The following is a 20,345-nucleotide window of genomic DNA, read 5'->3' as shown; positions in this document are numbered from 1 at the left end:
ATTTCAATACTTTCTAAACCTTATCCACATTTAAATTATTTATCCATAATTATGTTGTCCACAAGCTCTGAGTATGTTAAAAACCTGTAGATAATTATTGTGGATAAAAAAATAGCTAAAAGTACTATCCACAAAACCTGTGTAAAGAAAGAACTGAATTTGTGGATAATTACTTATGTTGTTAATATAAATAGTGGTGAAGCTTCAATAAATGGGAGCGAATAGTACATGACTAAACTTGCTTAGATTACGTAAAGTTTTCATTTATGCGGGATAAAATTTGCAAAACTCATTGACAATAGTCCATAAAACTTTGTATAATACTCAAGTCTGTATGTTGAAAAATTCAACTTTCATTCAGGAGGTGTCTATATAACATGAAACGTACTTATCAACCGAAAAAACGTAAACATAGTAAAGTTCACGGTTTCCGCGCACGTATGAGCACTAAAAACGGTCGTAAAGTTCTTGCTGCACGTCGTCGCAAAGGAAGAAAAGTTTTATCAGCATAAAATAAGTCCACTGAGCCACATCAGTGGTCTTTTTTTCTTTATTTTTAAAAATAGAGAAATCTGATAGTAGGTGAGAGAAATGAAAAAACGCCAGCGAGTGAAAAAAAATGATGACTTTCAAAAGGTGTTTAAAAAAGGTAAATCTTTCGCTAATCGTCAGTTTGTTGTTTATTTTTTAGCAAAAGAGGGACAAACAGAGTTTCGAGTTGGTTTATCTGTTAGTAAAAAGTTAGGTAATGCGGTAACACGCAACCAAATTAAACGCTATATTCGACAAAGTGTTCAAGAATTAAAGGATGAGCTAAAGCCGAATATGGATTATGTTATTATCGCCAGACAACCGGCGGCCACTATGAATTTTCATGAAGTAAAAACCAGTTTACAGCATGTACTCCGCATCGCAAAAGTATTGAAAAAAGGTAATATGTGAGTGGACAGTCTAAGTGGTGTTGAACAAAAGTAGATTTGAATATACAAGTAACATTAAAAATTATGCAAAATTCATACTATTATTTTATAGTCTGTACTATTGATTGCATGATAGAATAATGAATAACTTTGATGAAGTGTCAATAAGTTATGCAGTTTAGCAATAAAAACAAAATTTCATAAGTGAATCGTATTTTAGGAGGAAGAAGGTTGAAAAAGCAATTTTTGTTTATTTTGACACTAGTGTCAGTAGTATTACTGCTGTCTGGTTGTACAGAATTCAATGAACCCATTTCCAAAGATAGTACGGGTTTCTGGAACGAATTTATTGTATGGCCTTTAGTAACAGCCATTAAGTTTTTTGCGGATTTACTTGGCACATATGCATGGGGAATTATTGCGGTAACGATTATTATTCGTTTAGCGATTCTTCCACTAATGATCAAGCAAACAAAAAGTTCAAAAAAGATGCAAGAAATTCAGCCAAAATTGAAGGAATTGCAAAAAAAGTATGCGTCTAAGGATGCACAAACACAACAAAAATATCAGCAAGAAATGATGAAGTTGATGGGGGAATCAGGCGTCAATCCATTGTCTGGATGTTTGCCAGTGCTCATTCAAATGCCAATTTTGATTGGTTTCTATCATGCTATTAGCCGCATGAATGCGACGCCTGCGTTTGATTTAGGGAATTTCTTTATCTTCCCATTAGCAGAATCTGCGCCAGTGTTAGCTATAGTTGCTGGTTTAATGCAATTTATTGTGTTACGCACAGGTCCTGCGATGGACAATCCTCAGATGAAGATGATGATGTATATTATGCCGTTTATGATTATTGCATTTGGTATAGCATTACCAGCAGCTTTATCTTTGTACTGGGTAGTTGGGAACATTATCTCTATTCTTCAAAACCTGTATATTTATAAACCTTGGGAAAAAAATAAAACACAACCTGCTCAAAATGGAGGGGCTAAATAGTGAAGCAACTTACGCAAATAGGCGCAACAACACAAGAGGCGATCTCATTAGCGTTACAGAAACTTGGCAAAACCCGTGAACAAGTAGATGTTGAAGTTTTACAAGAAGGTAGAAAAGGATTTTTAGGTTTTGGCACACGCTCTGCCGAAGTGCGTGTGACAGTGAAAGAAGTACAAATGCATTCAGTGATAACGGAGCAGCAAGTAGATACTCCGTTTAATGAGGTAGTAGAAGAGAAAAGTTCACTCGTTTCTGAACCACAGAATGATATCGCGGTAATTGAGCAAGAAGAAATGGATCCACTTAAGGATGTCAAAAAATATTTAACTTCTATCGCAGAGCAGCTAGGGATTGACGATCTTAAGATTGAAACAACTAGTGAAGGAAAGCATGTCTTGTTTCAATTACAAAGTGAAAAAGCTGCACTATTGATTGGGAAACGTGGTCAAACATTAAATGCTTTGCAGCAATTAACACAGCTCGTACTCAATAAAAACTCAAAGCAATTTCTACTGGCAAAGCTAGATGTGGAAAATTATCGTGAACGACGTCAAGAAGCATTGGAATTATTAGCAGATCGTATGGCGGATAAAGCATTACGATTACGCCAGCGGGTAGAATTCGAGCCGATGCCTTCTTATGAGAGAAAAATTATCCATAATCAATTAGCCAATCGCATAGATATTGAAACGTATTCTGAAGGAATCGAGCCGCATCGATATTTAGTAATCGAGCCTGTAAAAAATTAATAGCTTATTAAAATATACAGACAAGAAAAAGGCCATTTTACCATGTGTAAAATGGTCTTTTTTCTTGGGTAATACGAATATACGAGGTGATATTTTATAGTTACTGTTATCCACAATACTTTAGATTTTGAAGAAAATATGTTAATCTAAGATGTTAGTAAGTATCGAACGTTTTTAATTATCCACATGTTGATAACGTTAAGGAGGGCATTGGATGGAATTTGATACAATTGCGGCGATATCCACACCGATGGGAGAAGGAGCGATTGCTATTGTTCGTCTAAGTGGGGATGAAGCAATCCACATTGCAGATAGAATTTTTCGGTCACCTAATGCTAAAAAATTAGCTACAGTGGCCTCACATACAATTCACTATGGTCATCTAGTGGAGCCTAAAACAAATGAGGTTGTAGAAGAAGTCATGCTGTCATTAATGCGTGGACCAAAGACATTTACACGTGAGGATGTAGTAGAAATCAATTGTCATGGAGGACTTGTATCTGTTAATCGTGTCTTGCAATTGGCATTAACGAATGGTGCGAGACTTGCTGAGCCTGGTGAATTTACGAAACGTGCTTTTTTAAATGGACGCATTGATTTATCGCAGGCTGAGGCAGTTATGGATTTAATACGAGCTAAAACAGATCGAGCGATGAATGTCGCATTAGGGCAAATGGATGGCAAATTATCACGACTAATTGGAGATTTACGTCAAGCATTATTAGAGACATTAGCACAAGTAGAGGTTAATATAGATTATCCTGAGTATGATGATGTAGAAGAAATGACGATTCCTGTATTAGTCGAAAAATGCACATGGGTGCAAGCAGAAATCGCAAAGCTTTTGCAAACATCATCACAGGGCAAAATTTTACGTGAGGGTTTATCCACAGTTATTTTAGGTCGACCAAACGTTGGGAAGTCGTCCTTATTAAATAGTTTAGTACAAGAAAATAAAGCAATTGTAACAGATATTGCTGGTACAACTCGTGATATTATAGAGGAGTATGTGAATGTACGGGGCGTACCACTTCGTTTAGTCGATACAGCAGGAATTCGTGAGACAGAGGATATCGTAGAACGTATTGGTGTAGAACGTTCACGTGAAGCATTACGTGGAGCAGATTTAATTTTATTTGTGCTAAATTATGCAGATGTACTAACTGCTGAAGATGAACGTTTATTTGAAACGATTCAAGCGATGGACTATATCGTCATTATCAATAAAACTGATTTACCGCCAAAAATTGATTTAGCACGTGTAAAAGAATTAGCAGGCAATCATCGTATCGTAACGACTTCTCTTTTACAGGAAGAAGGAATTGCTGAATTAGAGGAAGCCATTGCTGCACTATTCTTTGAAGGGCAAATTGAAGCGGGTGATTTAACATATGTTTCAAATGCACGACATATTGCTTTGCTACATCAAGCACAAGCAACAGTAGCAGATGCAATTGAAGCAGCACAAGCTGGTGTACCAGTAGATATGGTACAAATCGATGTAACTAGAACGTGGGAAATACTTGGCGAAATTATTGGAGATACTGTGCAGGAAAGTTTAATTAACCAACTGTTTTCACAATTTTGTTTAGGAAAATAAAGAAAGGAAGAGAGAAAAATGCCGACACAATATGAGGCAGGAACATTTGATGTCATTGTTATAGGTGCGGGTCATGCAGGTGTGGAAGCGGCACATGCTGCTGCAAAAATGGGCGCTAATACATTAATGTTAACAATCAATTTAGATATGATTGCATTTATGCCATGTAATCCATCGATTGGCGGTCCCGCTAAAGGAATCGTTGTACGAGAAATTGACGCATTAGGTGGTTTGATGGGGAAAGTCATTGATAAAACACATATCCAAATGCGCATGCTAAACACAGGAAAAGGCCCAGCAGTCCGTGCATTACGAGCACAGGCAGATAAAGTGTTATATCAACAAGAAATGAAACGTATTTTAGAGGAAACTGCTAATTTAACGATTCATCAAGGAATGGTAGAGGAACTAATTATTGAAGAAGGAGAAGTGCGAGGTGTTATCACACAAATTGGCGCAATTTATCGTGCTAAAACGGTTGTGGTGACAACAGGTACATTCCTTCGAGGTGAAATTATTATTGGCGATGTTAAATATTCAAGTGGCCCAAATAACCAACAGCCATCTATTCGCTTAGCTGATAATTTGAAAGAACTTGGCTTTGATTTAGTACGTTTTAAAACAGGTACACCACCACGTGTGAATAACCGAACAATTGATTATTCTAAAACGGAAATTCAACCTGGGGATGATGTGCCACGAGCATTTAGCTTTGAAACAACTGAGTTTATTATGGACCAGCTTCCTTGCTGGTTAACTTATACAAGTATAGAAACGCATGAAATTATTGAAGCGAATTTGCATCTGTCACCGATGTACTCAGGGATGATTAAAGGGACAGGCCCACGTTATTGCCCTTCTATTGAGGACAAGGTTGTTCGCTTTAATGATAAGCCACGTCATCAAATTTTCTTAGAGCCAGAAGGACGTAATACACGTGAAGTATATGTACAAGGCTTATCAACAAGTTTGCCAGAGCATGTACAAACACGTTTATTAAAGTCTATTCCAGGATTAGAAAATGCAGAAATGATGCGTGCAGGTTATGCCATTGAATACGATGCTATCGTACCAACACAGCTATGGCCAACATTGGAAACGAAACGTATTAAAGGCTTATATACAGCTGGTCAAATTAACGGAACATCTGGTTATGAGGAAGCTGCTGGTCAAGGCTTAATGGCTGGTATGAATGCAGCTGCAAAAGCATTAGAGAAAGTAGAGCTTATTTTAAGCCGTTCTGATGCGTATATTGGTGTGTTAATTGATGACCTTGTGACAAAAGGAACAAATGAGCCATATCGTTTGTTAACATCTCGTGCTGAATATCGTTTATTACTTCGCCATGATAATGCAGATTTACGTTTGGTGGAGAAAGGTTATCAAATTGGTATGGTGTCAGAAGAGCGCTATGCTCAATTTAATGACAAGAAAATATTGATTGAAGAAGAAATTGCACGCTTACGAGAAGTGATTATTAAGCCAAATGAGGCAACACAAGCTGTTATTCGTTCAGTAGGTGGCAGTGAGCTGAAGGATGGTATTCGTGGAGCTGATTTGTTAAAACGTCCAGAAATGCATTATGAGCTAATTGCATCACTAATTCCATCGGCTATTGAATTGTCGGATGAAGTGAAGGAACAAATTGAAATTCAGCTTAAATATGAAGGCTATATCGAAAAAGCATTGCAACAAGTAGAAAAGCTTCATAAAATGGAAAATAAAAAAATACCAGAAAACATTGATTATGATGCAATTTCAGGTTTAGCAACAGAGGCACGTCAAAAATTAAAGCAAGTGACACCATTGTCCATCGCACAGGCATCTCGAATTTCAGGCGTTAATCCAGCTGATATTTCAATTTTACTTGTCTATATTGAGCAAGGGAAAATTGCACGCGTAAGCGGTGAGTAAAATAAGAAGCGGGTATCTTTTATGCCCGCTTTCTATTTTGCAAATAGATAAGGAGACTGTATATGAATGAGCAACAATTTATAGAGGCTTTGAAGCTTAAAGGAATTGAACTGACAGATAAGCAAGTAGCCCAATTTAAAAAATATTTTGAGTTACTTGTAGAGTGGAATGACAAAATGAATTTAACAGCTATTACTGATCTAGAAGGCGTGTATTTAAAGCATTTTTATGATTCAATAAGTGCATCCTTTTATTTTGATTTTTCACAAGTTACGAGCGTGTGTGATGTAGGTGCAGGTGCAGGCTTCCCAAGTATCCCAATTAAAATTTGCTTCCCACATTTGCATGTTACAATTGTTGATTCCTTAAATAAAAGAATTACCTTTTTAAATCATTTAAGTGAAGAATTACAATTAGAAAATATGCAATTTGTTCACTCACGTGCAGAAGAATTTGGTCAAAATATAACGTATCGTGAACAATTTGATGTAGTAACAGCTCGTGCGGTAGCGCGTCTATCAGTTCTTGCAGAATTATGTGTGCCTTTAGCCAAGCAAGGCGGTTATTTTGTGGCATTAAAAGCAGCGGCAGGAGCAGAAGAATTAAAAGATGCTAAAAAAGCTTTAACTACATTAGGCGTTACTTTAAAAGAAGAGTTTTCTTTCCAGTTACCAGTAGAAGAAAGTGAACGAACTTTATATGTATTTGATAAAATAAAAGGGACACCTAAAAAATACCCACGAAAACCAGGTGTACCAAATAAATCACCTATTCAATAATAGATGTTTCACGTGAAACAGCTCAAAATATTTTCCCCATTTTGAGCATACATATTAGATATGGATGATTCACATAAATGACATCTATGTACTATATACAATTTACAAAATATATTAAATAATAATAGAATGACACAGAGCAACATAGTTACTTAAAGGTGGTGCCACTTGGATGAAAAGTCCTTTTTCACGTTTTTTTGGCGGCGGTAATAAAACGGAGCCTATTGTGGAAATTGAAGTAGAACAAGAAGAAACAGTTCGTGCAGCAGAAGAGGTTATTCAGCTTCCAATCAATCAAATTGTACCTAATCGTTTTCAGCCACGTACTATTTTTGATGATGGGAAAATTGAAGAGCTATCAAGAACGATTCATACACATGGTGTAATTCAACCAATTGTTGTGCGGAAAACAATGGATAATCAATACGAAATCATTGCTGGTGAGCGTCGTTATCGAGCAATGAAAAAGCTACAATGGGTAGAAGTACCAGCCATTGTACGAAATTTAACAGATAAAGAGACAGCTTCTATTGCTTTAATAGAAAACCTACAGCGAGAAGAATTGACAGCCATTGAAGAAGCGGTTGCTTATCAGCAGTTATTAGAACTGCATGAATTAACACAAGAGGCGCTTGCCCAAAGACTTGGAAAAGGACAATCTACGATAGCGAATAAAATACGTCTGTTAAAGCTACCACAAGAAGTACAGCAGGCTATTTTGAAAAGAGAAATCTCGGAGCGTCATGCACGAGCTTTAATCGCTATTAAAGAGCAATCATTACAATTGGATACCTTACAGCAAATTATTGAGAATGATTGGAATGTGCGACAGCTTGAGGAGCATATTCATCTATTGTTACATCCATTGGACGAAGAACAACTAGAGGAAGCACCTAGAAAAGTAAAATCTAAACGTAAAGCTATTAGTAAAGATGTGCGAATTGCTTTGAATACAATTAAACAGTCATTATCAATGGTGACGAAAAGCGGTATTACGGTGAAAACTGAAGAAGAAGACACTGAAGAATACTATCAAATTACAGTGAAAATACCTAAAAAGAAATAATTAGGGTATTGCATGATACAGATAAAATGAGGTTACTCAGAGAATTACTGAGTAGCCTCATTTATATATTCATAATATTTTATACAACTTTCTGCTACTTTTTTGATAGAATGAAAGATACAGAACAATGTTTAATCAAAGTGACTTCGTTAGATGAAAGCAGGTGCTTTTTCATGGGAAGAATTATAGCTATCGCCAATCAAAAAGGTGGCGTAGGAAAAACGACAACATCTGTTAACTTGAGTGCTTGTCTTGCGCATTTAGGTAAGAAAGTATTGTTAATTGATACCGATCCACAGGGGAATACAACGAGTGGACTTGGTGTGAGTAAGGGAGATCTACCAGGTTGTATTTATGATGTATTAATTGATGATGAAAACGTTGAAAATGTGATTCAAAAAACAGCAGTTGAAAATTTATCCATTGTGCCAGCAACTATTTCACTTGCAGGTGCAGAAATTGAATTAGTCTCTACTATTTCTAGAGAAGTTCGTTTAAAGCATGCACTCCAAAGTGTCAAAGAAGAATATGATTATATTATTATTGATTGCCCACCATCACTAGGATTACTGACAATTAATGCACTCACGGCTTCAGATGCTTTGATTATTCCTGTACAATGTGAATACTATGCATTAGAAGGGTTGAGTCAGTTATTATCAACTGTTCGTTTAGTTCAAAAACATTTGAATCAGCAATTGTATATTGATGGTGTATTATTAACGATGCTAGATGCAAGAACAAATTTAGGGATACAAGTTATTGATGAAGTAAAGAAATATTTCCAAGATAAGGTCTATAAAACGATTATTCCTCGCAATGTGCGATTAAGTGAGGCGCCAAGTCATGGTCAGCCAATTATTGTGTATGATGCAAAATCAAGAGGTGCAGAGGTTTATTTAGAGTTAGCGAGGGAAGTGATTAAACATGGCTAAAGGTTTAGGAAAAGGCATTGGTGCACTATTTCCTGGAGAATCACTAGAGCATAGTGGGCAAATAGAAGAAATACAATTAAAACTAATCATTGCAAATCCATTTCAACCTCGTAAAATCTTTGATGAAGAAACATTGCATGAATTAGCCACTTCCATACAGGAATATGGTATTTTACAGCCTATTGTCGTGCGGAAAAAAGGGCGTCATTATGAGATTGTTGCTGGGGAGCGACGCTATCGTGCTGCACAAATAGTTGCTTTAGAGGTGATTCCAGCTATTGTTAAGGAGCTATCAGATGCTCAAATGATGGAATTAGCTATTTTAGAAAATTTACAGCGTGAAGATTTAACCGTTATTGAAGAAGCAGAGGCCTATCAAACTTTAATGGAAAGTCTACACTTAACACAAGAAGAGCTTTCAAAAAAATTAGGTAAAAGTAGACCACATATTGCCAATCATGTTCGTCTATTAGCATTGCCACAAGATGTGCGAGCATTGATGAATGATGGTGCGTTATCAATGGGGCAAGGGCGTGCACTGTTAGGACTTAAAAATAAAAGAAAAATTTCCGAAATAGCACATAAAATTGTGAAGCAAGGGTTAAATGTGCGCCAAGTAGAGCTCTTGATTCAACAATTAAATGAAGAAGTTTCACGTGAAACAATGGAGCCAAAAAAAAAGGATATATTTATTGCAGCAAAAGAATCGCAGCTACGTGATTATTTTGGTACAAGCGTCCAAATAAAAAAATCCAATAATAAAGGTAAAATTGAAATTGAATTTTACTCAGAGGATGATTTAGAGAGAATTTTGGAAATACTGAATTTACAGGATGAATATTAGAGCGCCGTATTTAATGGCGCTCTCTATTTTTCTAGGGGGAAGAAGGAAATTAATTGGTACTATTAGGAACACTCATTAACGCAGTTCTCATCGTTGCAGGAGCATTAGTGGGACGTATTTTTAAAAATATACCTGAATCTATGAAAGCAACAGTCCTATCTATTATAGGGTTATCTGTTGCACTGTTAGGTATAAAAATGGGCTTTGAGAGTGATAATTTTATTATTTTAGTTGTGAGTTTGGTTGTAGGTACGGTTATTGGTGAATGGTTGGATTTAGATAAGCAACTGAATCGGCTTGGCAAATGGATTGAGACATTATTTAAGAAAAAGCGTACAGATAATAATCAAATTAGTATAGCAGAGGGTTTTGTTACAGCATCTCTTATTTTCGTTGTAGGTTCAATGGCGATTATTGGTGCATTAGATAGTGGTTTACGTAATGATCATAATGTATTAATAACGAAAGGCTTAATTGACGGATTTACAGCCATTATATTAGCCTCTACGTTAGGAATTGGTGTTTTATTATCTGCAATTCCTGTATTTATTTATCAAGGGGCAATAGCTCTTTTTTCAGGTGTGATTAGTGCTTTTATTCCTGATGCAGCATTACAAATGTTTATTACAGAAATGACGGCTGTAGGGGGTGTAATGATTTTAGCAATCGGCTTAAACATTGCAGGATTAACGAAAATCAAAGCTGCTAACTTGTTGCCTGGAATCGTTATTGTCGGTGTGATGGTTACCTTTTTCTACATTTTTTAATGTGTAACGATGAATCGCTAGTATGAGTGCACGTGATAATTTTTCTGCCATTGCATAAGAAATATGAAGCCTTGTGTTTTGTAGTACTAACATTTCCATAAATCCTCCAATATTGACAATTCCCTTCACTGAAATGTCACCGATTGGAGGTAATTGTTTTTTTACAGCTTTTCCAGGAAGGATGGGACCATCTTGTACAGCGATATGACCGATATTATGTTCACTTCCAAGGCAAGCATCAATGGCAATAATAAAAGGCTTAATCGTGTCGTTGTGTAGTTTTTGTACGGTATCATTGAGATTAAGGGCATGTAAAGGCTCTTCCAATGAACCAATAATCTCATACGGGAAACGGACAGCTCTTTTTAAAAAGCTACCCGTTAATGGGCCAAGTGTGTCACCTGTACAACGATCACTACCAATACAGCAAAATACAAGGCGCTCATGATGAAATGGAATATGCTCTAAAAACAATGAACTTAATTGCCAAACGGCATTTTGACTTTCATAATGGAGAGAATAAGGCAGTATAGTATTCATAAAAAACTCACTTTCCTAGTTATTTGTAAAAAGTGTTCGATTTTTATGCAGTATACGCATTTTTTTAACAAGTTATTCAAAAGGTGGTTATGATGGGATTAAATAAAAAAATTATAGAGAACTATCTAGATAAGCTCTCAACAGAAGCATTTTGGGAAAAAGTAATCAATACTTCCATTGAGATTATATTGATTTTAATTTTGTCTTGGCTCAGTGTAAAAATAGGAAAAATAGTCATCAAAAAAGTGTTTCTTTTACGAATGCGCACACCGTTAAATCATTCTGAGCGTCGTCAAAAAACAATTGAAAAACTTTTGCAAAATATGATTTCTTATATTGTTTATTTTTCTGCGATTATTGCGATTCTATCTGCTTTAAATATTAAGGTAACAGGGCTATTAGCAGGGGCAGGGATTGCTGGTTTAGCAATTGGTTTTGGTGCACAAAGCTTAGTGAAGGATGTTATTACAGGCTTTTTTATTATCTTTGAAGACCAATTCGGTGTAGGTGATTATATTAAAATTAATGCCGCTGAAGGAACCGTAGTTGAAATTGGCTTACGCACAACTAAAATTAATGGAGCAACTGGAGAGCAATTTATTATTCCAAATGGGTCGATTGGAGAAGTGGTTAACTATTCGATTAATAACTCTAAAATTTTGATCGATCTGCCGATGATGGCTGATGTTGATTTTGAAGTAGTGGAAACATTGATTAATCAGTATTTATCAACATTACCTACGTTATATAAGGAGCTTGTGAAGACACCTGTTTTTCTAGGTGTACAAAATGTAAAGGGTGCGGAAGTGACAATTCGTATAGTGGCTGAAACATTACCGCAACAACAATATGGCATAGCACGTACCATTCGCCGTGATATTACAAAGCTCTTTGAACAAAATAATATTCCAATGGCTTATCCAAAAATGCTGTTATATGGCACTAATGAAAAAATAGAAGGAGGCAATGAATAAGATGGAACCCAAAAAATTTGCTTTAAATGATATTGTTGAAATGAAAAAGCAGCATCCCTGTGGCACAAATAAGTGGAAAATTATTCGTATGGGCGCAGATGTCCGTATTAAATGCGAGGGATGTCAGCATAGTGTCATGATTCCACGAAGAGAATTTGAAAAGAAAATGAAAAAGGTGTTAATCTCGGTAAATGAGAGTAATTAGACTTTTTACTAGTGAATCAATATAATAGATAAGGTTATAAAAGAGTAAAAATAGGAACTGATTAGAAGAAAGGTTGTGTCCATTCATGGCATTAACAGCTGGAATTGTAGGATTACCGAATGTTGGTAAATCGACATTATTTAACGCAATTACAAAGGCAGGTGCATTAGCTGCAAACTACCCATTCGCAACAATTGATCCGAACGTTGGAATTGTAGAAGTACCAGATGCACGCTTAGAAAAATTAACAGAATTAGTTGTACCTAAAAAAACAGTGCCAACTGCATTTGAATTTACAGATATCGCTGGGATTGTAAAAGGTGCATCTAAGGGAGAAGGGTTAGGAAATAAATTCCTTGCACACATTCGTGAAGTAGATGCCATTTGCCAAGTGGTACGTTGCTTTGTGGACGAAAATATTACACACGTTTCAGGAACAGTAAACCCAATTGATGATATTGAAGTAATTAACTTAGAATTGGCTTTAGCTGATTTAGAGTCTGTTGATAAGCGATTACAACGAGTAGGGAAAATGGCTAAGCAAAAAGATAAAGAGGCCATGATTGAAGAGCCGATTTTAGTCAAGGTGAAAGAACAACTAGAGAATGGCCGTCCTGCACGTGCAGCAGAGTTATCAGAGGATGAGCTAAAGGTTATTAAAGGTCTACATTTATTAACAATTAAACCAATGCTGTACGTAGCAAATGTCTCTGAAGATGAAGTAGCTGATGCAGATAACAATGAATATGTACAAAAAGTACGTGAATATGCAGCTGCTGAAGGTGCACAAGTCATTACAATTTGTGCAAAAATCGAAGAAGAGATTTCTGAGTTGGATGATGAAGAAAAAGCTATGTTCCTAGAAGAGTTAGGTATTAAAGAATCAGGTTTAGATCAATTGATTCGTAAGTCATACGATTTATTAGGATTAGCAACATACTTCACAGCAGGTGTACAAGAAGTGCGTGCTTGGACATTCCGTAAAGGGATGAAGGCTCCACAATGTGCGGGTATTATCCATACAGACTTTGAAAGAGGCTTTATTCGTGCAGAAACAGTAGCTTTCAATGATTTGGTAGAAGCAGGTTCACAGGCAGCTGCTAAAGAGGCTGGTAAGGTTCGTCTTGAAGGTAAGGAGTATATCGTCCAAGATGGCGATATTATGTTATTCCGCTTTAATGTATAACAATTAAAAAGATGGTAGAGAAGTTTTAGCATACTTCTCTGCCATCTTTTTTTATGATTTTTTCAAAAATTTTTTTGTATTAGGGGTGACAAAAGTTATGTGGAGGCAGGTATATCAAGGTTTAGATCATTAGAAATAGAAAATTAATAATATATTGACTTTTCAGAAAAATAGAGATATCATAACACGTAATATAACGTTATATGACGTTATAAAAAATTCGGAGGTGTTTATTTTGGTTCAAACTAATCAAGAAATCAAATTAACTAGTATGAAAAAGGAACACGCAGAGCAAATTGATAATGCATTAAATGCCATTGCTAAAAAGGATGTACAGTCAATTTTCTTCGTTGCCTGTGGTGGTTCAATGGCTTCTCTATCTTCGGGTGACTATTTTGTATCACGTGAGGTAGCCGTTCCATCTGCTACATACACATCGAATGAATTTATCCACCGCTCTCCTAAAACATTAGGAGAAAACAGTATTGTTATTCTTCGCTCACATTCAGGTACAACACCTGAGACGGTAGAAGCAGTTAAATTTGCAAAAGAAAAAGGCGCATTAACAGTCGCTATTTCAATGGATGAGGAATCTCCATTGTGTGCAGCAGCAGACTATGTTATTCACTATAATTACAAGGATGGCTCCGATGCGATTGATGGAGAAGCAGGAATGTATTATACATTTATCTTCAAGCTATTAAATCAATTAGAGCCAAATGAAAAATATGAACGCTTTGTTAATCAATTACAAGGACTGCAAAGCTTAATTGACATCAACGTCAATGAATACACAGCTAAAGGTGACGCTTTTGGTAAAAAGTACAAACGTGAGAAATTAATTTATACAATGGCTAGTGGTCCATATTATGCACATGCTTATTCATTTACAAGCTGTTTATTAATGGAAATGTTATGGATTCATTCAAATGCAATTCATTCAGGAGAATACTTCCACGGTCCATTTGAAGTAACAGATTATGATGTACCATTCTTAATGGTAATGGGAGAAGGAGCAAGTCGCCCGCTTGACCAACGTGCATTAGACTTTGTAGCGAAATTTAGTGACAAAGTGGAAGTTGTTGATGTGGCTGAATTTAATTACGGTCAGACAGATGAAGACCTACGTGAATACTTTGGTTCAATTTTAGCTAGTCCAGTGTTACGTGTATACGCAGATGGCTTAGCAGAGCATACAGGTCATCCATTATCAGTACGTCGTTATATGTGGAAAATGGAATATTAATATTTTAGTTAATAGAAAATATTCAAGAAGCTGGGCGTTTTCGATAAAGCGCCCAGTTAGTGTAAGTACAGTCAGAGATTAGAGCTCAAGAGGAGGGCAATAGAATGAAAAAATGGTTTGTTTTATTGTTTAGTGTAGCAATGCTTAGCTTAGTGTTAGTTGCTTGTGGCAATAAAGAAGACGATAAAGAATCTTCTAGCAAAAGCAAGGATGGAGAGGACGTAGTAGAAATTAACTTCTTCCATCGTTGGCCAAATGAACCTAGAAAATCGTTTTATGATGAAAAAGTAAAAGAATTTGAAGCGGCACATCCAAATGTAAAAATTAATGTTGATTCAGTGTTAAACGATTCTTATAAAGAAAAAATTCGTGTATTAGTGTCAAATGATGCATTACCAGATGTCTTTACATCATGGTCAGATTCTTTCGCAGAAAATTTAGTAAGTTCAGGTCGTATTATGGATTTGAATAATATTATCGCTGAAGATAAAGAGTGGTCTGGAAATGTTTTGGAATCTCAATATGGTGGGTTTACTTTTGATGGGGTGACATATGGCGTTCCATTTACAGTGGATGGCAAGGCATTTTTCTACAATAAACAAATTTTTGAGGAAAATAATGTGGCTATTCCACAAACGTATGATGAATTCATCAAGGCGTTAGATACTTTACAGAAAGCGGGCTATGAAACGCCTCTTGTGGAAGGGCTTACAAATACTTGGGCTATTTCTCATTATTTAGGTACAATATTCCAACGAGTTGTTGATCCAACAGTGCTAGAGAAGGATTATGTAGCGACTACTGGTGAATTTACGGATGCAGGCTACGTGAAAGGCTTAGAAATGTGGAAACAGTTAACAAGCTATATGGGAGATGTTTCGACTGCTATAGATCATGAAGCCGCACGTAATATGTTTATTGCTGGAGAAGTTCCTGTTCTATACATGCAGTTTGCTGAAGTAAAAATGGTTCTAGATGGTGCAAAATTTGATTTTGGTTTCTTTAATTTCCCAGAGGTAGCAGGAGGTAAAGGAGATCAAAAAGCATTAACAGGTGCTCCAGAGGGCTGGATGCTGAGCAAAAATGCTTCACCTGAAGCAGTTGAGTTCTTAAAGTTCTTAACATCTGCTGAGACAGCGCAAGAATTTACGAAAACAGATGGTCAACTGAATGCGATTAAAGGTGGTATAACAGCAGAAAATTCCAATCCAACAAGCCTTGAAGCATATGATATTATTTTAAATGCATCAGCTACAGCTCCATGGTTTGATAATGCAGTGGATATTAGTGTTGCAGACGTCTTCATGCGTGGCGGTCAGGATATTGCAACAGGTGTGAAAACGCCAGAAGAAGTTTTAGAGGATGTACAACAAGCTGCAAAGAAGCTCCATTAAATTTCTGAATTCAGGCTTGGGAAGCAATGCCTAAGCCTGAATATGAAAGAAGGTAGGTTGTTAAAATGAGTATAAAACGAATTAAAATAGTGCCAATATTATTGTTACTTCCTAGCTTGCTTTTTTTAGGCATTTTTGTTTACATACCACTTTTTCAGAATTTTTATAATAGTTTCTTTAATTTTAGTGTATTTTCACAAACGAAGGAATTTGTAGGATTAACACATTTCAAAGAGCTATTTGATGATAAAGTGGTAGTCATTGCTTTAATAAATAACATTAAATATGCAGTTATTTCGGTTGTTTGCCAAGTATTTTTCGCATTAGTATTAGCTGCTATTTTGGAAGATCGTTTATTGAGAAAATTTGCTCCCGCTTTACGTGTTATCTATTTTATGCCGGTAATGATTTCTATTTCTGTCATCGCTCTACTTTTCAGCTTTATTTATAATCCGCAGATGGGATTATTAAATAGCTTTTTAGAGTTAGTAGGCTTAGAGCAATTTGCAAAACCATGGCTTGGTAATGCAGGAACAGCTATTTATGCCGTTATTGCTATGTCTCAATGGCAAAGTATAGGATTTATTACAATGTTATTTATTGTAGCAATTCAAAAAATACCACATGAATTATATGAAGCTGCGGAAATTGATGGGGCGGGTAAAATTCGCAAATTCTTTAGTATTACAATTCCACAAGTGAAAGAAACAATGTTTGTCAATGTATTGATTACCGTAACAGGTTCAATATTAGTATTTAATGAACCTTATATTTTAACAAATGGTGGTCCTGGTGTAAGCTCTATGGCGCTTGCAGTTCATATGTATCAATTAGGCTTTTTGAAAGATAATATGGGCTATGCATCCGCTGTAGCCACATTAATTTTCTTACTATCAGCTATCTTTGCAATTGTTCAAATACGCGTTTCTGGTACAGGAAAGGATGATTAGCGTGACGCTGACGAATTCTAAAGAACATGTTACGACTTCACCAAAAGGCTCAAAATTTAAGCCTAAAACAGCATTATCTGGAGGCATTATTTATTTAGGCTTACTGATTTTTGCGGTCATTATTTTATATCCACTCTATTGGATGTTTGTATCCTCGTTTAAAAGCTATGATGAAATTTATAATCAAGTTTGGAGCTTGCCGAGTGTCTGGCATTTTGAAAATTACACAACTGCATGGTCAAAAGGGATTTCGAGCTATTTTGTGAACAGTGCCTTTGTGACGATTATAACGATTTTACTGGTAGTCCTTATTGGTTCAATGGCTGCTTTTGTTCTTTCTCGTTATAAAACACGCTGGATTGATGTAGCACTGCTTTTCACAATTGGTGGATTGATGATGAATCCACAAGTAGCGCTTATTCCATTATTTGAGATTTTATCATGGAGTAATTTAATTAATACACATTGGGCATTGATTTTGCCATATGTGGCCTTTCGACTACCATTAACCATCATCTTAATTCGGGCATTTTTCTTAAGTATTCCAAAAGAGCTTGAGGAATCAGCCATTATTGATGGTTGTAGTGAATTTGGTGTCTACTTCCGTATTTATTTACCATTGTCTATCCCAATCTTAATTACATCCGTTGTGTTGACAGCATACTTCGCTTGGAATGAATTTATGTTTGCAACGGTGTTTATTGATTCAACAGACTTAAAAACAATTCCAGCAGGTTTAATGGGCTTTAGAGATGCATTGCGCACAGATTGGGGAGTTTTACTTGCAGGTATGGTAATTGCGACAATTCCAATGATCATTTTACTAGTAGTATTACAAAAATATTTAGTCCGTGGATTATCAGACGGCTCAGTGAAAGGATAAGATAAAATGGTGAAGCTAATTGCAGTCGGGGACAATGTAGTAGATTGCTATTTAGATAAAGAACTATATTTTCCAGGAGGAAACTGTGTCAATGTAGCTGTGAATGCGAAAAGAGCAGGTGCTGAAGAGGTTTCTTATATCGGTATTTTTGGGAACGATGATAAAGCGGAGCATATTCAATATGCACTTGCGGAAGAAAAGGTGGATTATGCAAAATCTCGCTATGCCATTGGTAAATCGGGTCAACCACAAGTTTCAATTACGGAGCAGGGGGATCGCATATTTGTTGGTGGTCCAAAAGATACCGTACAGCATCGCTTTAAAATTAATGTAACCATTGAAGAATTGAATTTTATTAAAGATTTCGATGTTTGTCATGTAAGTGTCTATTCGTCAATGGAAAGTGAATTACCAAAATTATCGAAAGTAATACCGATTGCGTATGATTTTTCGAGTAGAACAGAGTTAGCTTATGTAAAAGAGCTTGCACCATATTTGACATATGCCTTTTTCTCAGCAGCAGATTTATCTCCAGCAGAGCTTGATGAATTTATTGAAGCGTTGAAAGCATTGTCTATTAAAGTAGTTGGCGTCACAAGAGGTGATCGACCAGCGTTATTTATTCATGATGGTAAAGTGTATGAGCAAGTATTACGTCCTATCCAAGTAGTAGATACAATGGGTGCTGGAGATAGCTTAATTGCAGGCTTTTTAGTTAGTCATCTAAGTGGTCAACCCATAGAGCAAGCCATAGTAGATGGGACATTATCTGCTGAAAAAACATGCCAAATCGAAGGCGGTTTTGGTTATCCGAAATTACTAAAATTATAATATTAGGCACTCTCCTTTTATTTATGTAAAATAAGGTAGTAAGGGACATACAAGGAGAGATCGTATGAATAAATTATCAGACACAAAAGGTAGTCCAACATTTTTATATGAAGAGGTAATGGCTCATATTCGTGAATTAATTAAAAAACAAAATCTTCATGCTGGAGCTCGTATTCCAAATGAAGCAGAGCTGTGTGATATTTTGGATGTGAGCCGAATAACGATTCGAAGAGCTATTAAAGAATTAATCGCTGAGGGTGTTCTTGAAGTAGTTCGAGGGAAAGGAACCTTTGTGAAGGCAAGTAAGACACAGTTACATTTATTGAATTTAAAAGGCTTTACAGAAGGCTTATCGGCAGAGGAACGAAATATACAAAAAACCATTATCTCAAAAAAAAGAGTAGATAATCCAGAAATTGGGGTGAAACATTTTGCTGGACGATATTCCGAATTTATTGAATTAGTCCGTAAAGTGTATGATGGTGATGGTTATTTAAGTCTAGATTATGCCTATTTACCAACCGAACTTTATCCAAACATAGAGGGAAAAATTGACGATCAAACATCTACATTTCGCGTCATGAAAACAGAGTATCATGTGAAATTTGCCAAGGTAAAAAAAGAGATTGAATATACTTTACCTACATTAGAGATTTGTGAACATTTGGAAATCAATAAAATTTCACCAGTCGTAAGAGTGAAAAAAGTTATATATAATGATCAAAATGAACCAGTGCATTATTCCAACTATTATTTAACTGCATCAAGAGTCAAATTTTATATCGAGGCAGAATATACAGATTAAGGAGACCGATATGATAAAAGGAATCATCTTTGATTTCGATGGATTGATTTTAGATACAGAAACCTATCAATATGAGTTGTATAAACAGCTTTTTGAGCAACATCAAGTAGAGCTACCATTTACACAATGGTTATCCTGTATTGGAACAAAATCAAATTTTTCGTTGATTCATTACTTAATAGAGCATAGTGAAGCGACGTTACATGAGGAAACTTTAAGAAATGAATTTACACACAGATTGCATACAGGGCTGAAATCACTGGTGGCTAGAGCTGGTGTAAGTGATTATTTACAGGAGGCCAAAGTGTTAGGATTAAAAGTTGGGCTAGCTTCCTCTTCGGATAGACAGTGGGTGCATGGGCATCTTGAAAATTTAGGGCTACTCCATTTCTTTGATTGTATAAAAACAGCAGATGATGTGGTACAAGTTAAACCTGCTCCAGACCTTTATTTACAGGCGAGTGCAGGTTTAGGACTTGAACCAACCGATTGCTTAGCATTTGAGGATTCCGTCAATGGCTTACAGGCAGCTAAAGCGGCAGGGCTTCTTTGTGTTGTTGTGCCAAATTTCCTTACCTCACATATGACATTTACTGGGATGGATGGTCAACTAAAGTCCATGACAGATATGCCTTTACATGCTATCATTCAGCAAGTCACTAATAAATAGATTGAGTAGCCGATGGACAAAAATGTCAGTTGGCTACTTTACTTTTATTAAAGAAGCTGTTGGAAGGACGATTGGCTATTGCAGAAGT

General features: G+C 36.0%; 22 protein-coding genes. 21 read left to right on the top strand and 1 reads right to left on the bottom strand.

Annotation, left to right across the window (positions count from 1 at the left end; translation table 11 throughout):
* The first annotated feature begins 377 nt into the window (after positions 1-377).
* From rpmH to OPF91_RS16480, 11 genes are all read left to right on the top strand, one after another.
* On the top strand, positions 378-512 hold the full coding sequence (rpmH, locus tag OPF91_RS16530) for a 50S ribosomal protein L34 (RefSeq protein WP_004233310.1): 135 nt from the start codon (positions 378-380) through the stop codon (positions 510-512).
* Between the two features lie 79 nt (positions 513-591).
* Positions 592-942 carry a ribonuclease P protein component gene (gene rnpA, locus OPF91_RS16525; protein WP_264990037.1) on the top strand — a complete coding sequence of 117 codons (351 nt, stop codon included), beginning with the start codon at positions 592-594 and terminating at the stop codon, positions 940-942.
* A 209-nt stretch (positions 943-1,151) separates the two neighbouring features.
* Complete coding sequence (gene yidC / locus OPF91_RS16520; protein ID WP_264990036.1) at positions 1,152-1,919, top strand: membrane protein insertase YidC; 768 nt, start codon at positions 1,152-1,154, stop codon at positions 1,917-1,919.
* Positions 1,919-2,668: an RNA-binding cell elongation regulator Jag/EloR gene (jag, locus tag OPF91_RS16515; protein WP_264990035.1), complete on the top strand. Its 750-nt coding sequence runs from the start codon at positions 1,919-1,921 to the stop codon at positions 2,666-2,668. The genes yidC and jag overlap by 1 nt, the downstream gene beginning before the upstream one ends.
* 214 nt (positions 2,669-2,882) lie before the next feature.
* Positions 2,883-4,268 carry a tRNA uridine-5-carboxymethylaminomethyl(34) synthesis GTPase MnmE gene (gene mnmE, locus OPF91_RS16510; RefSeq protein ID WP_264990034.1) on the top strand — a complete coding sequence of 462 codons (1,386 nt, stop codon included), beginning with the start codon at positions 2,883-2,885 and terminating at the stop codon, positions 4,266-4,268.
* Positions 4,269-4,286: 18 nt separating this feature from the next.
* Positions 4,287-6,182: a tRNA uridine-5-carboxymethylaminomethyl(34) synthesis enzyme MnmG gene (mnmG, locus tag OPF91_RS16505; protein ID WP_264990033.1), complete on the top strand. Its 1,896-nt coding sequence runs from the start codon at positions 4,287-4,289 to the stop codon at positions 6,180-6,182.
* Between the two features lie 62 nt (positions 6,183-6,244).
* The gene (gene rsmG, locus OPF91_RS16500) at positions 6,245-6,961 is read left to right on the top strand and encodes a 16S rRNA (guanine(527)-N(7))-methyltransferase RsmG (protein ID WP_264990032.1); all 717 of its coding nucleotides are present in this window, start codon (positions 6,245-6,247) and stop codon (positions 6,959-6,961) included.
* A gap of 172 nt (positions 6,962-7,133) precedes the next feature.
* Positions 7,134-8,027, top strand: coding sequence for a nucleoid occlusion protein (noc, locus tag OPF91_RS16495; RefSeq protein ID WP_264990031.1), 894 nt, complete (start codon positions 7,134-7,136; stop codon positions 8,025-8,027).
* A 173-nt stretch (positions 8,028-8,200) separates the two neighbouring features.
* Entirely contained in the window at positions 8,201-8,962 is a 762-nt protein-coding gene (locus OPF91_RS16490) for a ParA family protein (protein ID WP_264990030.1), read from the top strand.
* Positions 8,955-9,806: a ParB/RepB/Spo0J family partition protein gene (locus tag OPF91_RS16485; RefSeq protein WP_264990029.1), complete on the top strand. Its 852-nt coding sequence runs from the start codon at positions 8,955-8,957 to the stop codon at positions 9,804-9,806. Before OPF91_RS16490 ends, OPF91_RS16485 begins: the two co-directional genes overlap by 8 nt.
* Positions 9,807-9,859: 53 nt before the next feature.
* Entirely contained in the window at positions 9,860-10,573 is a 714-nt protein-coding gene (locus OPF91_RS16480) for a DUF554 domain-containing protein (RefSeq protein WP_264990028.1), read from the top strand.
* On the opposite strand, the gene yyaC is transcribed toward OPF91_RS16480, so the two are convergent.
* Entirely contained in the window at positions 10,493-11,113 is a 621-nt protein-coding gene (yyaC, locus tag OPF91_RS16475; protein WP_264990027.1) for a spore protease YyaC, read from the bottom strand. The two genes, OPF91_RS16480 and yyaC, sit on opposite strands and share 81 nt — an antisense overlap.
* 92 nt (positions 11,114-11,205) lie before the next feature.
* On the opposite strand from yyaC, the gene OPF91_RS16470 reads away from it, so the two are divergent.
* The 10 genes from OPF91_RS16470 (at position 11,206) to OPF91_RS16425 (ending at position 20,257) form a co-directional block, all read left to right on the top strand.
* Positions 11,206-12,087 carry a mechanosensitive ion channel family protein gene (locus OPF91_RS16470; RefSeq protein ID WP_264990026.1) on the top strand — a complete coding sequence of 294 codons (882 nt, stop codon included), beginning with the start codon at positions 11,206-11,208 and terminating at the stop codon, positions 12,085-12,087.
* Between the two features lies 1 nt (position 12,088).
* Positions 12,089-12,292: a DUF951 domain-containing protein gene (locus tag OPF91_RS16465; RefSeq protein WP_264990025.1), complete on the top strand. Its 204-nt coding sequence runs from the start codon at positions 12,089-12,091 to the stop codon at positions 12,290-12,292.
* A gap of 85 nt (positions 12,293-12,377) precedes the next feature.
* On the top strand, positions 12,378-13,478 hold the full coding sequence (ychF, locus tag OPF91_RS16460; RefSeq protein ID WP_264990024.1) for a redox-regulated ATPase YchF: 1,101 nt from the start codon (positions 12,378-12,380) through the stop codon (positions 13,476-13,478).
* A 235-nt stretch (positions 13,479-13,713) separates the two neighbouring features.
* The gene (locus OPF91_RS16455) at positions 13,714-14,724 is read left to right on the top strand and encodes an SIS domain-containing protein (RefSeq protein ID WP_264990023.1); all 1,011 of its coding nucleotides are present in this window, start codon (positions 13,714-13,716) and stop codon (positions 14,722-14,724) included.
* A 104-nt stretch (positions 14,725-14,828) separates the two neighbouring features.
* A complete protein-coding gene (locus tag OPF91_RS16450) occupies positions 14,829-16,118 on the top strand; it encodes an ABC transporter substrate-binding protein (RefSeq protein WP_264990022.1) in 1,290 nt (429 codons plus the stop codon).
* A gap of 65 nt (positions 16,119-16,183) precedes the next feature.
* Complete coding sequence (locus tag OPF91_RS16445) at positions 16,184-17,068, top strand: carbohydrate ABC transporter permease (protein ID WP_264990021.1); 885 nt, start codon at positions 16,184-16,186, stop codon at positions 17,066-17,068.
* Positions 17,061-17,951: a carbohydrate ABC transporter permease gene (locus OPF91_RS16440; protein ID WP_373877067.1), complete on the top strand. Its 891-nt coding sequence runs from the start codon at positions 17,061-17,063 to the stop codon at positions 17,949-17,951. The genes OPF91_RS16445 and OPF91_RS16440 overlap by 8 nt, the downstream gene beginning before the upstream one ends.
* Before the next feature lie 6 nt (positions 17,952-17,957).
* Entirely contained in the window at positions 17,958-18,782 is an 825-nt protein-coding gene (locus tag OPF91_RS16435; protein ID WP_264990019.1) for a PfkB family carbohydrate kinase, read from the top strand.
* 64 nt (positions 18,783-18,846) lie between these two features.
* Entirely contained in the window at positions 18,847-19,587 is a 741-nt protein-coding gene (locus tag OPF91_RS16430; RefSeq protein ID WP_264990018.1) for a GntR family transcriptional regulator, read from the top strand.
* 10 nt (positions 19,588-19,597) lie between these two features.
* Positions 19,598-20,257 (top strand): HAD family hydrolase, encoded by a 660-nt coding sequence (locus tag OPF91_RS16425; RefSeq protein WP_264990017.1) that lies wholly within the window; start codon positions 19,598-19,600, stop codon positions 20,255-20,257.
* The last annotated feature ends 88 nt before the right edge of the window (positions 20,258-20,345 follow it).

It is taken from the genome of Lysinibacillus piscis (genome assembly GCF_026012395.1).
In the GTDB taxonomy this organism is placed as follows: Bacteria; Bacillota; Bacilli; order Bacillales_A; family Planococcaceae; genus Lysinibacillus; species Lysinibacillus piscis.
This window is presented reverse-complemented; position numbering and strand designations above follow the sequence as displayed.

Bases quoted from the DNA above. Each gene is read 5' to 3' on its own strand.
- OPF91_RS16490 (WP_264990030.1), top strand. From the start codon at position 8,201: ATGGGAAGAATTATAGCTATCGCCAATCAAAAAGGTGGCGTAGGAAAA.
- rpmH (WP_004233310.1), top strand. From the start codon at position 378: ATGAAACGTACTTATCAACCGAAAAAACGTAAACATAGTAAAGTTCAC.
- OPF91_RS16425 (WP_264990017.1), top strand. From the start codon at position 19,598: ATGATAAAAGGAATCATCTTTGATTTCGATGGATTGATTTTAGATACA.
- yyaC (WP_264990027.1), bottom strand. From the start codon at position 11,113: ATGAATACTATACTGCCTTATTCTCTCCATTATGAAAGTCAAAATGCC.
- OPF91_RS16450 (WP_264990022.1), top strand. From the start codon at position 14,829: ATGAAAAAATGGTTTGTTTTATTGTTTAGTGTAGCAATGCTTAGCTTA.
- mnmG (WP_264990033.1), top strand. From the start codon at position 4,287: ATGCCGACACAATATGAGGCAGGAACATTTGATGTCATTGTTATAGGT.
- OPF91_RS16435 (WP_264990019.1), top strand. From the start codon at position 17,958: ATGGTGAAGCTAATTGCAGTCGGGGACAATGTAGTAGATTGCTATTTA.
- mnmE (WP_264990034.1), top strand. From the start codon at position 2,883: ATGGAATTTGATACAATTGCGGCGATATCCACACCGATGGGAGAAGGA.
- rnpA (WP_264990037.1), top strand. From the start codon at position 592: ATGAAAAAACGCCAGCGAGTGAAAAAAAATGATGACTTTCAAAAGGTG.
- OPF91_RS16440 (WP_373877067.1), top strand. From the start codon at position 17,061: ATGATTAGCGTGACGCTGACGAATTCTAAAGAACATGTTACGACTTCA.
- OPF91_RS16465 (WP_264990025.1), top strand. From the start codon at position 12,089: ATGGAACCCAAAAAATTTGCTTTAAATGATATTGTTGAAATGAAAAAG.
- OPF91_RS16470 (WP_264990026.1), top strand. From the start codon at position 11,206: ATGGGATTAAATAAAAAAATTATAGAGAACTATCTAGATAAGCTCTCA.
- ychF (WP_264990024.1), top strand. From the start codon at position 12,378: ATGGCATTAACAGCTGGAATTGTAGGATTACCGAATGTTGGTAAATCG.
- OPF91_RS16445 (WP_264990021.1), top strand. From the start codon at position 16,184: ATGAGTATAAAACGAATTAAAATAGTGCCAATATTATTGTTACTTCCT.
- noc (WP_264990031.1), top strand. From the start codon at position 7,134: ATGAAAAGTCCTTTTTCACGTTTTTTTGGCGGCGGTAATAAAACGGAG.
- OPF91_RS16485 (WP_264990029.1), top strand. From the start codon at position 8,955: ATGGCTAAAGGTTTAGGAAAAGGCATTGGTGCACTATTTCCTGGAGAA.
- OPF91_RS16430 (WP_264990018.1), top strand. From the start codon at position 18,847: ATGAATAAATTATCAGACACAAAAGGTAGTCCAACATTTTTATATGAA.
- rsmG (WP_264990032.1), top strand. From the start codon at position 6,245: ATGAATGAGCAACAATTTATAGAGGCTTTGAAGCTTAAAGGAATTGAA.